Genomic DNA, 14,854 nt, shown 5'->3' on the forward strand with positions numbered 1-14,854 from the left:
CATCAACCCAACCAACGTTCAGGCCCCCGGCCGGGATCATCTCGGAATGATGGCCGGCTTCAAATCGGAATGGACGGCCGGGATCGTCGGAATCCGCACCTAGTCCTGGCATCCCCTGAACTCAGCCTCAACCAACTGGGCAAGCGGGAAGGGCGGTGCCGCACCCATCTGGCCCGGCTGCTGCGCATCTCGTGGCTGAGTCCTCGAATCGTCGAGGCGGTCGCTGCCGGCACACAGCCCAAGGCGGTGACTCGCAAGACGCTTCTGTCGGCGGAGATTCCGCTGGCATGGGAAGAGCAGGAGCGGATGCTCGGTCTCGCGGTCTAGCCGAAAATCGTCCGCAAAACTGGGGTGAAGCCGGGAACTTTCAAGGAGAGATTCCGGCTCTTTCGTTGCCCAAGTGTGGGGCTGAGAATCGGGTCTCTGACCACAGGCCGGGCGCGGCTTCGCCGCAAACCCACGGAGAATGGGCTCAATTTTGGAAGAGCGCAGCCCGGGTGCCGTTCAACGGTTCACCCCGAAACTGCGTGGTGCTTCGCAACAAGACTCGAACAAAGTGACAAAATTGGCCACAACTTTGTCATTTCATGATCGGTGTGGATAACTTTTGGACAAGCGGGCTCTGCCGGCCCGAAATCGGACCAGGATTTGAGCTTTCGTGGGGAGTTTCGCCGGCTCTGAAACTGGCATTCTAAAAACCAGAAAAATCGTTCAATTTGAACCACTTAACTGGGTGGTGCGGCCAAGAAGACTCGAACTTCCACGGCCTTTCGGCCACAACGACCTCAACGTTGCGCGTCTACCAATTCCGCCATGGCCGCACACCAGGGAAATGGGCGCTCGCGCGCCCCTTCGGCAGATGGCGCGGGTAGCAGGGGAGGGCTTGTGGTGCAAGCCCTTCCCCGCCGCCTTGCAGCCTTAGTTGTATTTCCGCAGTTCGTTCTTGGCGATGGCCGCGCGGTGCACTTCGTCCGGGCCGTCGGCGAGGCGCAGTGTGCGCTGGCCGGCATAGCCACTGGCGAGGCCATAATCCTGGCACACGCCGCCGCCGCCATGAGCCTGGATCGCGTGATCGTGGATCAGGCAGCTCATGTTCGGTGCCACCACCTTGATCATGGCGATCTCGTTGGCGGCGGCCTTGTTGCCGACCGTATCCATCATGTAGGCGGCCTTGAGCGTGAGCAGGCGGGCCTGTTCGATGGCGATGCGCGAATCGGCGATCCGCTCGTGCCACAGGCTATGTTCCGAAATCGGCTTGCCGAAGGCAACGCGGCTCTTCAGGCGCTTCACCATCTTTTCCAGCGCACGTTCGGCAGCGCCGATCGAGCGCATGCAGTGATGGATGCGGCCCGGGCCCAGGCGGCCCTGTGCGATTTCAAAGCCGCGGCCTTCGCCCAGGATCATGTTGCTGGCCGGCACGCGGACATTATCGAGGATGACTTCGAAGTGGCCGTGCGGCGCATCGTCGAAACCGAACACGTTCAGCGGGCGCAGCTTGGTGATGCCGGGGGCATCCAATGGCACCAGGATCTGGCTCTGCTGGCTGTGGCGCGGGGCGGAAGGATCGGTCTTGCCCATCACGATGGCGATCTTGCAGCGCGGATCGCCCACGCCCGACGACCACCATTTGCGGCCATTGATCACATATTCATCGCCATCACGGCGAATCGAGGTTTCGATATTGGTCGCGTCCGACGAGGCCACGGCCGGTTCGGTCATCAGGAAGGCGGAGCGGATCTCGCCGGCCATCAGCGGCTTCAGCCAGGTCTGCTTCTGCGCTTCGGTGCCATAGGTACGCAGCACTTCCATGTTGCCGGTATCGGGCGCGGAGCAGTTGAACACTTCGGATGACCAGCCGGCGCGGCCCATTTCCTCGGCCAGCGTGGCATATTCGAGGTTGGTCAGGCCGGGGCCCTTCCATTCGCCCACGTCGTGATCGCAGATGTTAAGGAACAGGTTCCACAGGCCGGCGGCGCGGGCCTTGGGCTTCAGTTCCTCGATGACCGGCAGCACCTTCCAGCGATCGCCTTCCTGCACTTCACTGTGATAACGCTCTTCGTTCGGGTAAATATGCTCGTCCATGAAGCCGCGCAGCTTTTCCAGTAGGGCCTTGGTCTTGTCGCTGTGATCGAAATGCATGGCAGAGCGTCCCTTTTTGCGGATTATTTGCATATTGCAGCGCGCAGGCTGTCACGGCTGACCCTGCTTGGCCACTGGCAAAAAGGAAAGAGCGGGTGATTGCGTACCGTATCCGGACCACCGAACGGTGCCAGGGCGGCAAGCCGCGAGGAGGAGAGGGCGAATGATCCTGGACCTGGTCGAACATGCGGTGGCTGCCGTTGCCATCCAGGCCGTGATCGGGCTGGCCACCCGCAATTGGTGGGCCGGCGCAGCGCTGGCGTCAGGCTATTTCATCGGCCGTGAAGTGGCGCAGGCCGAATATCGCTGGATCGAAGCCTTTGGCGAAGGCCTGCGCGCCAATCTGCCGTGGTGGGGCGCGTTCGATGCGCGGTTGTGGGGCCAGGCAGAGCAAGTGGCCGATTGGCTGGGCCCGATCCTGGCCACACTGCTGGTGGCCGCCGTGATCAGCCGGAGCGGGCGACGCCGCAGTCCGCAATGAACTTCTGTCTGGGCGGCGCGCATGATCAAGGGCAGCCCGCCGTATTTGGGCGACCTCCGTCAGGCTCGCTTCCATCAGTCAGGCTGTGCCGGCGCCGATCTTGACCAGCGAATGAGCATGGCGCCGCGCAACTCGCCCGGCATGAAGCCCGTCGCCTTGTCCTTGGGGTAAAGCGCTGCAATGCGGGCGGCGGTTGGCTTGTCGATGTCGGTGCCATGGCACGATAGGCACGGCTGCCCCATCATGGGTATGGCGCGCAGATAGTTCACCGTTGCCGATGCCCCGCGGCCTGTTTCCCACACCCTGATCGCGGGCTTACCTGCCTCAACCGGGTTTGCTGCCAGCTCGGCAAAATGTTTCTGCACATCGCGCGGCACGCGCGCGGCCGGGTTGCGGTTGCGTGCCGCGATCCGGCTGATCCTCGCTCCGCTGGCTGCGGATTCCTCGGCAGCGATGGCCGGTGCCAGCGTGCTGCAGACCGATACTGCGCCCGGCAGACCTTGTTCGGCGATGGCGGTGCGCAATGCCGTCTGCAGGCGCAGCTGGAATCGATCTGCCAGCGCGTCCGATCGGGCCATCAATTCGGCGTCAACGGCCGGCGCGGTCGGGGCCTGCGGGGCCGCCGCTGCGCTGCTGGTACCAGCCAGCAACAGCAGCAGAACGGCCGCTTTCCTCGCCTGTTTCATAGACATGCTTGTCACTCCCGGCCAAGCAGCGCGCGCAGGCCCCAGGCCGTGGCGATACGCTGTGCGTCGGCGTTTGCCGCCTGCATGGCGGACTGGGCCGCGTCGCGTTCGGCATCCAGCAGGGCCAGGGTGGGCTTCAGGCCCACGCGCACTTCCTGCTTCACGCTGGCAAGGGCGGCTTCGCTCGCCCGTTTCTGACGCACCGCAGCTTCGGCCGCGAGTCCCGTGGATCTGACATTGGCAAAGGCCGCAATCACCATCTCGCGCACGCTGCCCCGGGCGTCGGCCAGGCGCGCTTCGGCGGCGTGCACCGTGGCATCGGCAGCCTGACCCTCGGCCCGGATGCGGCCTGACGCAAAGAAATTCCAGCGGCCGCGAACCCCGGCGCTGGCCAGGTCACCGCGATAGCCGGGAAAGAATTGGTCGCGTACGGACGAGGCCTCGGCATAGGCCGCCAACTGTGGCAGCCCCTCGGCCTTCGCCATGCGCGCCTGGCCACGGGCTGCGGCCAGTCCGGCCACGGCTTGGGCGATGGCGGGCGATCGCGTCTCGGCCTCGCCAATTGCTTCATCCAGCGTTGCGGGCAGTGGCGGACTGCCGGGCAGCGCGGCCAGGCTGTCCGGTGACAGGCCGGTCAGCCGGCGGAAGCGCGCTCGCGCGGCATCATTGTGCCCCGTCGCGTTGGCCAGCACGGCTTCGGCTTCGGCCAGACGCGCTTCGGCCTGCTGCACATCGGTGGATGGGACTTCACCCGCCTTGAAGCGCAGTTTCGCCTGATTGGCCGCCACCGCGACAGCCTTCACCAGGCCGCTGGCCGACTGCAACCCGGCCTGCGTTGCCAGAACGCCGCCAAAGGCCTGCGCCACATCGGCCCGCAGCGTGGTGCGGCGCTGCAGCACTCCGGCCTCGGCTGCTTCGGCACCCGCGCGGGCAGTCATCCGGGCGCCGGAAATCCGCCCGCCGGCAAACAGAGGTTGTTCGATGCCCACCTGGGCGGCGCGCGGCGTCACGTCGGTTGCGGTCAGGCCGAAATAGCCGCCGGGATCAAGGCGCCCCCAGCCGATGCTGCCGGTCAGGGTCGCTGTCGGGCCGCCCGCGGCGCGGGCCGCGTCGGCCCGCTTGTCCGCTGCGTCGGCCTCGGCCCTGGCCATGGCCAGCGACGGCGCGTGCGTTTCCGCAGCCGCGATTGCCTCGTCGAGCGTGATCGGCGCTGCCCATGCTGGGGCAGCATGGGCAGCCAGCGCCAGCGCGCCCGCCAGCCAGAAACGCATGTGCCTCACCGGAAGGCTTCGCCCGGTTTCATCCCCATGGCCTTGAACAGCATCGCCGCGGGGCAAATGCCAGTGAAGGCCGCCTGGATCATGTTGAGCCCGGCAAAGGCTGCCAGCGCGATCCACCAGGGGTGGACCAGCAGTGACAGGGCGATGGAGGCTAAGACGACGATGCCGGCAAACACGAAAACGGCGCGATCAATGGACATGGGTTTTCTCCTGCTTCAGAATTTCAGCTTGTCGATGCCCAGCGCGTGCAGCGCCAGTTTCTCGTAAAAGGGCTCGCTCTCGCCCTTGCGGATCTTCCTGAGGAAATATTTCTCGAAACCGATCTTGGCGAGGTGCACCCATTTGCCCTGGCTGGACCAGTTGACGTTGCGCGGTGGGATCTGCGGCTGCGCCACGAAGGCGATGCCGCTGTCGCCGAAATCGGCCAGGCACACGGCGTTCCAAGTCGCTTCGGATTTCGGTTCCTTGCCATCCATGATGGCCTTCAGATTGGCAGCAATGGCGGTGACCATGGATTCAATCATGAATCCCGTCTTTGGAACGCCCACCGGCACGGGGGTTGGGCCGGTTGGGGGGATGGCCACCGCCACGCCCAGCGCAAACACCTCGGGGAACGTCGGGCTGCGCTGGTACTTGTCAACCAGCACGAAGCCGCGCGGGTTGGTGAGACCTTCGATGCCGCGAATAGCGGGCACGCCGCGGAACGCCGGCAGCATCATGGTGAATTTGAAAGGAACGTCGTGCATGGCCTTGACGCTGCCATCGTCGGCCACTTCCTCGACATGGGCGATGCCATCGTCAAAGCTGGTCACGCGCGCGCTGGTGAACCACTTCACATGGCGGTCGCGGAAGGCGGATTCGAGCATGCCCTTGGTGTCGCCCACGCCATCAAGGCCCAGATGGCCCACATAGGGCTCAGCAGTGATAAACGTCATCGGCACCAGGTGGCGGATCTTGCGGCGCTTCAGTTCGGTGTCGAGCACCATGGCATATTCATAGGCCGGGCCGTAGCAACTGGCCCCCTGCACGGCGCCCACGATGATCGGGCCGGGATCGGCGCAGAAGGCTTCGAACGCGTCGGCGGCGGCCGCAGCGTGGGTTGTGTGGCAGATCGACTGGGTGAAGCCTTGGGGGCCGAAGCCGGGAATCTCGTCGTAGGCAAGATCGGGCCCGGTGGCGATGACCAGATAATCATAATCAAGGCTGCTGCCGTCGCGCAGGGCAATCCGCTTCTCGGCCGGATGCACACGCTCGGCACCCACGCTCGAAAAGCTGATGCCGCGCTTTTTCATAACCGGCGGCAGATGCACCTCCACCTCTTCGGGCGTGCGCCACTTCACCGCCACCCAGGGGTTGGACGGCACGAAACTGTAGCTGTCGCGCTCTGCCAGCAGGAACACTTCGGCGCGGTCCTTCACGGCGTCGCGAATCTCGTACGACGCGATCGTGCCGCCCAAGCCGCCACCCAGGACAACGATCCGCGGCCGTGTGCGGCCTTGTGGTTGAACTGAAGCCATTTCCCTCTCCCGCAGCCAATGTAATTTCGCTTGACCTAATATAAGATAAGCATAATATGAGCAACAACGCAAGCAAGGAGAATCCCCGATGTTCGGAACTGAAAAGAAGCCTACCCATAAGGAGATTGGGCCTGAGGAGCTGGCAGCGATGCTGAAGGATCGCAGCGTCATCTTGGTGGACGTTCGGGAACCGGACGAGTTTGCCGGCGGCCATATCGCGGGCGCCATTAACCTGCCGCTGTCGCGCTTCACGCCGGATCAACTGCCGCCGGCGGGTGACAAGACCGTCGTGCTGCAATGTGCGGGCGGCAAGCGATCGGGCATGGCGCTTGATCGCTGCGCCACGGCGCAGGCGTCGGTCGATACCCATCTGGCCGGCGGGATTGGCGCCTGGAAATCGGCCGGGCTGCCAGTGGTCGCCTGAAGCAAAGAAGGACCTGTCATGCGCCGACTTGCCTCTGTCTTCACAGCCATCGCGCTGCCTCTGGCCCTGGTGGCCTGCGGCAGCGAGACAGCACCGGCGCCGGAAACTTCCACTGCTTCGATCACGGCCCGGCATGCGCTTGTGGCCGCGACGCTGCCCGATCTGAAGCCGGTCTCTGGCCAGATCACCACCCGCGACGAGGTCATGGCGGTGGCGCGCATTGGCGGCATTCTCACCCGTCTCAACGTCAAGGCGGGCGATCAGGTGCGGGCCGGGCAGATCGTGGCTGTGATCAGCGATGACAGACTGTCCCAGGCTGCGGGCGCTGCCAGCGCCAATGTCGCTGCGGCCGAGGCGGAAGCGGCGCGGGCCACGGCCGATCTGGGGCGCATCAGGGAACTGCACGCCGCCGGCGTTTATGCCAATGCCCGGCTGGAAAGCGCGACAGCCATGGCCACGGCCGCGCAGGCCCGCGCCCGCGCCGCGCGCGGCGAGGCGGGTGCAGCTAGGGCGCTGGGCGGACAGGGTGCCGTTGTGGCCCCGGCGGCCGGCCGGGTGCTGTCGGCCGATGTGCCGCCGGGCAGCCCGGTGATGCCCGGTCAATTGATCGCTCACCTTTCCGCCGGGCCACTGTTGCTCAGGCTTGATGTGCCGGAAGCCGCTGCGCTCGCCCTAAAACCCGGCGACACGGTGCGCCTCGCCGAAACAGGACTGCCCAGCCAGGGCCGCATCGATCGGGTGTGGCCCGGCGCGACGGTCGGCCTGGTGCGGGTTGATGTGCAGGTGGCTGGCTTGCCCGATCGGCTGCTGGGCCGCCGGGTGAGTGCGCTGGTGCCCACCGGCACCCGCACCGCCGTGCTGGCGCCGCGTCGGTTTGTGCGTATCAGCCACGGCATCGCGCAGGTGGCGCTGCTGCAGGGCAAATCGGTCGTGCAGGTGCCGGTTGAACTCGCCGAAACCGCAGATCCTACCCAGGTGGAACTGTTGACCGGGGTGACCGCCGGCGACGTGCTGGTGCTGCAGGCGGAGCGTGGCCGGTGAAGGAGAAAATTCCGCTCGGCATTTCCGGCCGGTTGACGGCGGCGACCATCGGCTCGCCGCTCACGCCGCTACTGCTGCTGGCGGCGCTGGCCATGGGCCTGATCGCGCTGTTCGCCATCCCGCGGGAGGAAGAACCGCAGATCAGCGTGCCGATGGTCGATATCATCGTGCCCGCCCCCGGCCTGAAGGCACAGAGCGCGGTCGATCTGGTTGGCGTACCGCTGGAAGGCATCGTGAAGGGCATCGGCGGCGTCGATCATGTCTACACCCAGGCCATGGACGACATGGTGATGGTGACGGCGCGCTTTGCCGTGGGTGCCGATGCCGATGATGCCGCCACCCGCATTTCCGAACGCATCGCCGCCAACTGGCAGCGCCGGCCCGCGGGCATCGGCGATCCGCAGGTAACGCTGCGCGGCATCGATGATGTGCCGATGCTGGTGCTCACGCTCACGCCGGCGCCCGGCATGGCGGCGCGCTGGCCCGATACCAGCCTGCGCGAAGTGGCCGACCGCCTGCTGGAAGATCTTGCCCGGGTGGAGAATGTCGGCCCCGGTTTCGTGACCGGCGGGCGGCCACAGGTGGTGCATGTCGCGCCCGATCCGGCGAAGCTGGCCGCGCACGGCGTCACGCTGCCGGCGCTGCTGCAGGCCGTGCAGGCGGCTGATCGCGCCATTCCGGCCGGCACCGTGCTGGATCAGGGCGCGGCCCGCGCCACCACCGCCGGCGCACGGCTTGCCGACGTGAACAGTCTGGCCACGCTCACCGTGCGCAGCGCTGCCGGACGGCCCGTGCTGCTGTCGGATGTGGCGCGGGTTGCCATTGCGCCGCGGCCCGGCCAGCCGCTGGTGTGGCGCTGGGCCAGGGCCGAAGACGGCAAATGGGCCCGCAATGCGGCTGTGAGCATCGCCATATCCAAGCGGTCGGGTGCCAATGCCGTGGTGGTGTCCGATGCCGTGCTGGCGCGCGTTGAGGCGCTGAAGGGCGAAATGCTGCCGTCCAGCCTGGACGTCACCGTGACCCGCAACTATGGCGAAACCGCAAGCGAGAAGGCCAACGAGCTGCTGCTGCACCTCGGCATCGCCACCATCTCGATTGTCGTCCTGATCGCCGTCGCCATCGGCCGGCGCGAGGCGATGGTGACCGCCATTGTCATCCCCACCACCATCCTGCTCACCCTGTTTGCGGCCTGGGTGATGGGTTACACCATCAACCGCGTCTCGCTGTTTGCGCTGATCTTCTCCATCGGCATCCTGGTGGATGATGCGATCGTGATGATCGAGAATATCGCGCGGCACTGGGCGATGGACGATGGTCGCAGCCGGGTGCAGGGCGTGATCGATGCGGTGGCCGAAGTCGGCAACCCGACTGTCATCGCCACCCTCACCGTGGTCGCGGCGCTGCTGCCGATGCTGTTCGTGTCCGGCCTTATGGGCCCCTATATGGCACCGATCCCCGTCAATGCGTCGGCGGCCATGCTGTTTTCCTTCTTCGTGGCGGTGGTGATTGCGCCATGGGCGATGCTGAAACTGGCCGGCGGTGCGCCGCTGCATGGGCACGAGGATGAAGGCGGCGGCAAATTGGGCCAGATCTTCCGCCGCGCCGCCAGCCGCATCATCATGGAACGCGCGGCGGCCAAGCACTTTCTGTGGGTGGTGGGCCTGGCGACGCTGGCTGCCTGCTCGCTGTTTTATTTCAAGGCCGTCACCGTCAAGCTGCTGCCGTTCGACAACAAATCGGAAGTGCAGGTGGTGGTCGATCTGCCCGAAGGGGCCAGCCGCGACGCGACGGCCCGCGTGCTGGAACAGGTGACCGGCGTCGCCCGCACCCTGCCGGAAGTGGTGGCGATGGAAGCCTATGCCGGCACCTCGGCCCCGTTCAATTTCAACGGACTGGTTCGCCATTATTTCCTGCGCCGGCTGCCCGAACAGGGTGACGTGATGATTGCGCTGGCCCACGCCGATGATCGCGACCGCGCCAGCCATGATGTCGCCCTTGATCTGCGCCAGCGGCTCGCATCCCTGCCGCTGCCGGCCGGCACGGCGGTGAAGGTGGTGGAAACGCCGCCGGGGCCACCGGTGATGGCGACACTGCTGGCCGAAGTGCATGGGCCTGATGCCGCCACCCGCCAGAAGACCGCGGCCGAGCTGGAAAAACTGTTCCACCAGGTGCCCTATATCGTCGATATCGACAACAGCATGGGCCAGGGCCGCCCGCGCCTTGAGCTGGTGCCGCGCCGCGACCGGCTGGATGCGCTGGGCCTTGATGAAGGCCAGATCAAGGCCAGCATTGCGCTGGCGCTGGGCGACACCGTTGTTGGCCAGTTGCCCCGCGCCGCCGGACAGCCCGCACTGCCGATCGTGCTGGCGCTTGATGCCGCCGATCGCCGCTGGGACGGTGGCGCGCTGGCGGCCCTGCCGGTGGCGGTGACGCAAGATGGCCGCAGCAGCGATCTGGGCGGGCTGGTGGAATCCCGCACCGGCGTTGGCGATCGCATGATCTTCCGCCGCGACGGCCGCCCGGCCGATATGGTGATGGCCGAACTGGCCGGCGAATATGAAGCCCCGGTCTATGGCGTGCTGGCGATCAACCGGCTGGTGGAAGCCCATGATTGGGCCAAGGCCGGCCTGCAAAAGCCCGACATCAGCTTCCACGCCATGCCGGAAGGCGAAGGCACCACCATCCTGTGGGACGGCGAATGGGAGATCACCTGGGTGACCTTCCGCGACATGGGCGCGGCCTTCGGCGTCGCGCTGATCGGTATCTACATGCTGGTGGTCGGCCAGTTCGGCAGTTTCAAGCTGCCGCTGGTGATCCTGGTACCGGTGCCGCTCACCCTGATCGGCATCGTGTTTGGTCACTGGGTGTTTGGCGCACCGTTCACCGCCACCTCGATGATCGGCTTCATCGCGCTGGCCGGCATCATCGTTCGCAATTCGATCCTGCTGGTGGATTTCATCCGCCACGCCAGCGCACCGGGCAAACCGCTGCGGCAAGTGTTGATCGAGGCGGGATCGATCCGCGTGAAGCCGATCGTGCTCACGGCGGCGGCGGCGATGATCGGGGCGGCCACCATCCTCACCGATCCGATCTTTCAGGGCCTGGCCATCTCGCTGCTGTTCGGGCTGGCGAGTTCAACCCTGCTCACCCTGCTGGTGATCCCGGCCATCTATGTGGTGCTGCGCGACGATGGCCTGGCGCTGCCCGCCTCAGCCCAGTGAGCGCCAGCCCACGTACAGCGCCGTCAGTATCACCATGATCGCGAACAGGCGGCGGGCCAGCGCGGCGCGGGTGGCCAGGCGCGGTGCCAGTGGTTTGGCAGCCAGAACGCCGATGGCGCCGCCGGCCACCATGGCGATCAGCACCGGGCCATCCACCCGGCCGGCCATGGCATAGGTGCCGGCGGTCGCCACCCCGAACACCAGTACCGACACCAGCGAAGAGGCGGCGGCATTGGCCAGCGTCATGCCGGTCGCGGCCATCAGGCCGGGCACGATCAGGAAGCCGCCACCGATGCCGAAGAAACCCGCCGCAAGGCCAACAACCAGCCCGGCCGGCGCCAGCTTCAGTGTCATCGCCATGTCCAGCCGCACGGATGGATCGCCTGCGGCCTTTGCAGGGCGCAGCATGGCAAGTCCCACCGCCAGCATGGCGAGCGCAAAGGCGCCCAGAAGCGCCTCGCCGTCAACCTGCTGGGCCAGCGTGGCACCGGCCAGCGAGCCGGCGAGACCGGCGCCCGCGAACGACAGGGCGCAGGGCCATTTCACCGTGCCGGCGCGGGCCTGCACGGCCAGATTGGCCGCCGCATTCACGGCCACTGCCGCCGCGCCGGTGCCGATGGCGACATGGGGATCACGGATCCCGACAAGGTAGAGCAGCAGCGGTGTTGCCAGCACGGAACCGCCGCCGCCAAACAGTCCGAGCAGGAGCGCGATGACGGCGCCACCGGCAACGGCCGCTGGAAGTCCAAGCGCCAGTCCGGCCTCCATCCTTGTGGTCCTCTTTTTGGGTCAGGCCGCCACGCAAACGGGTTCGGGGCAGTAGATTTCGGCCAGCGTCTGTATGATCTTCAGAACAGCCGGGTTGGCAATGCTGTAATAGATGGTCTGCGCCTCGCGCCGGGTCTTGACGACGCCGTCCTCGCGCAGAAGGGCAAGGTGCTGCGACAGCGCCGATTGCGACAGGCCGACGTTGAGCGAGCCCACCGACCGCTCGCCTTCGGCCATCTGGCACAGGATCAGCAGACGCCGTTCATTCGCCAGGGCTTTCATCAACTTGGCCGCTTCGGCTGCACTGGCTTCAAACGCTTCAATGTTTGCAGAAATATTCATGGCGACCAATATAGCCACTTGAAACTAATTTAGCAAGGTCTAATATCATGGCCAAGGAGATCGCCATGAGCCGCCCGGACGTCACCCCCTTTTTCGACAACGCCACCAACACTTGGACCTACCTTGCAGCCGATCCGGCCACGGGCGAGGCGGTGATCATCGATGCCGTGCTGGACTATGAGCCCAAGGGCGCCCGCGTGTCTCATGCCGGGCTTGAAGCGCTGCTTGCCACCGTCAAACGGCGCCGGCTCAAGCTGCGCTGGATCCTGGAAACCCACGTCCACGCGGATCATCTGGCGGGCGGCCATTGGCTGCGTGACCAGTGCGGCGCTCCGCTGGTGATCGGGTCGCGCATTGCCGAGGTGCAGAAGGTGTTTGCGCCCCGCTTTGGCATGGACGAGCTGCCCACCGATGGCCGCCAGTTCGACGTTTTGGTGGACGACGGCGCAACCCTGCCCATGGGCAATTTCACCATCCGCGTCATGCACACGCCGGGCCATACGCCGGCCTGCCTCACCTATCTCATCGGCGATGCGGCCTTTGTGGGCGACACGCTGTTCATGCCGGATTATGGCACCGCGCGCTGCGATTTTCCCGGCGGTGATGCAGCGACCCTCCATGCCTCTATCAGCAAGATCCTGGCGCTGCCGCCCGAAACCCGGATTTTCGTGGGCCACGATTATCTGCCCGCCGGCCGCACGGATTATGCCTGCGAAACCAGTGTCGCCGCGCAAAAGGCGGGCAATATCCATGTGCATGACAGCGTTGATGCCGCCAGTTTCATCGCCATGCGGCGCGCCCGTGATGCAGCGCTGGCACCGCCGACGTTGATTCTGCCCAGCCTGCAGGTGAACATCGCGGCGGGTGAACTGCCGCCGCCCGATGCGCTGGGTCGTCGCTTCTTGCGCCTGCCGGTTGCGATGACTGACTGAGGCCGGGACCCGTTGATCCCATGCCCGCCCTTGCGATCTGCTGCTTGAATGGTGCGCGACGCAGTCGGCGGCGAACCGCTCTCTCCCTGATATCCCTGATATTCCCTGTTATTCGTTTTTCGGCAGGTTTCGATTGGCCGGAAGTGATCAAACTACGCAAGTAAGCGCAGATTTATCCGTAGGTTAGGGTGGAGACTGCCTATCGATGGGGTTGAATTCCCTGTCGCGATAACAGGGAATTCGAATCTGATTATCAGAGAATTCCTCCCTCCCGAGCAGGCAATTTCAGCATCTTTTGTCACGATTCTGCTCCAAGCAAGCCCCATAGGTGAACAGGCCTGAAGTCTCCAAGTGCTAGTAAGCGGTCAGCAGCGCGTGGGCCGCCGTGCCCCGCAGAGACAGGATGGCGCACAATCGGGCAGCCCAAGAGCGAGGAGTAGGTCACAAGGCTGGAAAACTCTCACTCAAACCTGACGTGTTTTCCGGCGCAGGGTCACCCGGCAAGTGCCCTAGCGCAGCTGTTCAAGCCGCGTTGCTCCCGTAAGCGCCATTGCCGCGCGCAATTCACCTTCGAACATTGAAATCAGTTGCGCAACGCCCCGCTCTCCAGCGGCGCCCAATGCCCATACCCACGGACGACCAGCAAGAACGGCATCGGCGCCGAGCGATCGATAGCGCAGGATGTCGAGGCCGGAGCGGACGCCGCCGTCTGCGAGAATCCGCGTGGTGCCGCCCACTGCATCGACGATGCTGGGCAGCGCCTTCACGGCCGAGATGGCGCCATCAAGCTGGCGGCCGCCATGGTTTGACACTACGATCCCGTCAGCTCCGGCCGATACGGCAGCTCGTGCGTCGTCAGGATGCAGAATGCCTTTGACGATCAGTGGCCCCGGCCAGCGGCTGCGCACCCATTCCAGATCGGCCCAGGTCGCCGCCGGATCGAAATTGTTCGCCAACCAGCCCAAAAAGTCGCCCAGGGGCGCGCTGGAACCCAGCACGCCGGCAACGTTGCCCAACGTCAGCGGGCGACCAAGCAGCCCGACATCCCAGCACCAGGCTGGTTTGGCCAATGCCTGGCCCAGGCGGCGCAATTGGCCGGACAGGCCGGGGGCGCCGGTCAGGCCGGATCGGCGATCCCGATAGCGCGCGCCGGGAACCGGAAGATCGACCGTGAAGACGAGGGCAGGGCAATTGGCGGCTTTCGCCCGGTCCAGCATCGCCGCGACGAACCCACGGTCGCGCAGCATATAGAGCTGGAACCAGGGCGGACGACCAGACCCAGTCGCGACTTCCTCGATGCTGCATGCAGAGACAGTCGACAGGCAGAGCGGCACGCCAGCGGTGTTTGCGGCGCGCGCGGCCTGAACTTCGCCACGGCGGGCGTTGAGCCCGGCAAGGCCAACCGGCGCCAGCACCAGCGGCAGGGCCAATCGTTGCCCGAACAGCGTGACCGACGGATCGATCGCAGAGACGTCTTTGAGTACCCGTTGGTCCAGTGCCACGCTGGCAAGATCCTCGACATTTCGGGCAAGGCTGACCTGCTGATAGCTGCCGCCGTCGATGTATTCGAACAGGAAATGCGGCACCCGGCGGCGAGCGGCGGCACGGAAATCGGCGACATCGGCGATCACGGCCACTTTATCGGCACCCTGCCGCGCCTGTGGCACGAACGCCACGCATCGCCGTTGATTGCACCGGGCTCCTCCATTTGAACGCGCCGTTTTCGGTGGCCGTGCTTGACACAACTCACAAGTCCGTTGCAATCTTAAAACGGCAATTCACTTGTGCTTCGCTTGGAACCGGCCGCAGAGCTGATAGCAGGGCATCTGGATGCGCAGTCGGGGGCGTCCCCGGCAGAATGGGGAGGCAAGCAGAATGACCGTCCGGCACTCGTCCTTTTTGGGTTTCGTATCGCTTCTTGCTCTGGCGTCACCGGCCCTTGGCCAGCAGGCCAGCGCGGCGAACGATCAGGACTCACTTGATACCATTGTGGTCAGCGCCCGGCGCACCACGGAAAATCTTC

General features: G+C 65.4%; 13 protein-coding genes, 1 tRNA gene and 1 pseudogene. 6 read left to right on the top strand and 9 right to left on the bottom strand.

Annotation, left to right across the window (positions count from 1 at the left end):
• Positions 1-327 (top strand): annotated as a pseudogene (locus tag RT662_RS07930) (hypothetical protein); the annotation flags it as partial.
• 407 nt (positions 328-734) lie between these two features.
• Here the strand turns inward: RT662_RS07930 and RT662_RS07935 are convergent.
• Both RT662_RS07935 and RT662_RS07940 read right to left on the bottom strand, forming a co-directional pair.
• Positions 735-821 (bottom strand) — tRNA-Leu (locus RT662_RS07935).
• A 97-nt stretch (positions 822-918) separates the two neighbouring features.
• Positions 919-2,139 (bottom strand): acyl-CoA dehydrogenase family protein, encoded by a 1,221-nt coding sequence (locus RT662_RS07940; protein ID WP_313670170.1) that lies wholly within the window; start codon positions 2,137-2,139, stop codon positions 919-921.
• A gap of 163 nt (positions 2,140-2,302) precedes the next feature.
• On the opposite strand from RT662_RS07940, the gene RT662_RS07945 reads away from it, so the two are divergent.
• Complete coding sequence (locus tag RT662_RS07945; protein ID WP_313670171.1) at positions 2,303-2,620, top strand: hypothetical protein; 318 nt, start codon at positions 2,303-2,305, stop codon at positions 2,618-2,620.
• A gap of 74 nt (positions 2,621-2,694) precedes the next feature.
• Here RT662_RS07945 and RT662_RS07950 read toward each other — a convergent pair whose 3' ends face one another.
• Genes RT662_RS07950 through RT662_RS07965 form a run of 4 tightly spaced genes read right to left on the bottom strand, consistent with a single transcriptional unit; the run spans position 2,695 to position 6,103 of the window.
• A complete protein-coding gene (locus tag RT662_RS07950) occupies positions 2,695-3,312 on the bottom strand; it encodes a DUF3365 domain-containing protein (RefSeq protein ID WP_313670172.1) in 618 nt (205 codons plus the stop codon).
• 5 nt (positions 3,313-3,317) lie between these two features.
• Positions 3,318-4,577: a TolC family protein gene (locus RT662_RS07955; protein ID WP_313670173.1), complete on the bottom strand. Its 1,260-nt coding sequence runs from the start codon at positions 4,575-4,577 to the stop codon at positions 3,318-3,320.
• A 5-nt stretch (positions 4,578-4,582) separates the two neighbouring features.
• Positions 4,583-4,786, bottom strand: a complete 204-nt coding sequence (locus RT662_RS07960; RefSeq protein ID WP_313670174.1) for a DUF2892 domain-containing protein — start codon at positions 4,784-4,786, stop codon at positions 4,583-4,585.
• 15 nt (positions 4,787-4,801) lie between these two features.
• Positions 4,802-6,103 carry an FAD-dependent oxidoreductase gene (locus RT662_RS07965; RefSeq protein ID WP_313670175.1) on the bottom strand — a complete coding sequence of 434 codons (1,302 nt, stop codon included), beginning with the start codon at positions 6,101-6,103 and terminating at the stop codon, positions 4,802-4,804.
• A gap of 88 nt (positions 6,104-6,191) precedes the next feature.
• Here RT662_RS07965 and RT662_RS07970 point away from each other — a divergent pair, with 88 nt between their 5' ends.
• From RT662_RS07970 to RT662_RS07980, 3 genes are read left to right on the top strand one after another with little or no spacing between them, the layout of a single operon-like run.
• Positions 6,192-6,527: a rhodanese-like domain-containing protein gene (locus RT662_RS07970; protein ID WP_313670176.1), complete on the top strand. Its 336-nt coding sequence runs from the start codon at positions 6,192-6,194 to the stop codon at positions 6,525-6,527.
• Between the two features lie 18 nt (positions 6,528-6,545).
• Positions 6,546-7,568 (top strand): efflux RND transporter periplasmic adaptor subunit, encoded by a 1,023-nt coding sequence (locus RT662_RS07975; protein WP_313670177.1) that lies wholly within the window; start codon positions 6,546-6,548, stop codon positions 7,566-7,568.
• 8 nt (positions 7,569-7,576) lie between these two features.
• On the top strand, positions 7,577-10,789 hold the full coding sequence (locus RT662_RS07980; protein WP_313670191.1) for an efflux RND transporter permease subunit: 3,213 nt from the start codon (positions 7,577-7,579) through the stop codon (positions 10,787-10,789).
• Here RT662_RS07980 and RT662_RS07985 read toward each other — a convergent pair.
• Both RT662_RS07985 and RT662_RS07990 read right to left on the bottom strand, forming a co-directional pair.
• A complete protein-coding gene (locus RT662_RS07985; RefSeq protein ID WP_313670178.1) occupies positions 10,778-11,557 on the bottom strand; it encodes a sulfite exporter TauE/SafE family protein in 780 nt (259 codons plus the stop codon). The genes RT662_RS07980 and RT662_RS07985 overlap by 12 nt on opposite strands.
• A 21-nt stretch (positions 11,558-11,578) precedes the next feature.
• Complete coding sequence (locus tag RT662_RS07990; protein WP_313670179.1) at positions 11,579-11,899, bottom strand: metalloregulator ArsR/SmtB family transcription factor; 321 nt, start codon at positions 11,897-11,899, stop codon at positions 11,579-11,581.
• A 47-nt stretch (positions 11,900-11,946) separates the two neighbouring features.
• Between RT662_RS07990 and RT662_RS07995 the strand changes: the two genes are divergently transcribed.
• Entirely contained in the window at positions 11,947-12,831 is an 885-nt protein-coding gene (locus RT662_RS07995; protein ID WP_313670180.1) for an MBL fold metallo-hydrolase, read from the top strand.
• A 509-nt stretch (positions 12,832-13,340) separates the two neighbouring features.
• Here RT662_RS07995 and RT662_RS08000 read toward each other — a convergent pair.
• Entirely contained in the window at positions 13,341-14,507 is a 1,167-nt protein-coding gene (locus tag RT662_RS08000; protein WP_409530147.1) for an L-lactate dehydrogenase, read from the bottom strand.
• Between the last annotated feature and the right edge of the window lie 347 nt (positions 14,508-14,854).

The organism is Sandarakinorhabdus sp. (assembly GCF_032115815.1).
Taxonomy (GTDB): Bacteria; Pseudomonadota; Alphaproteobacteria; order Sphingomonadales; family Sphingomonadaceae; genus Sandarakinorhabdus.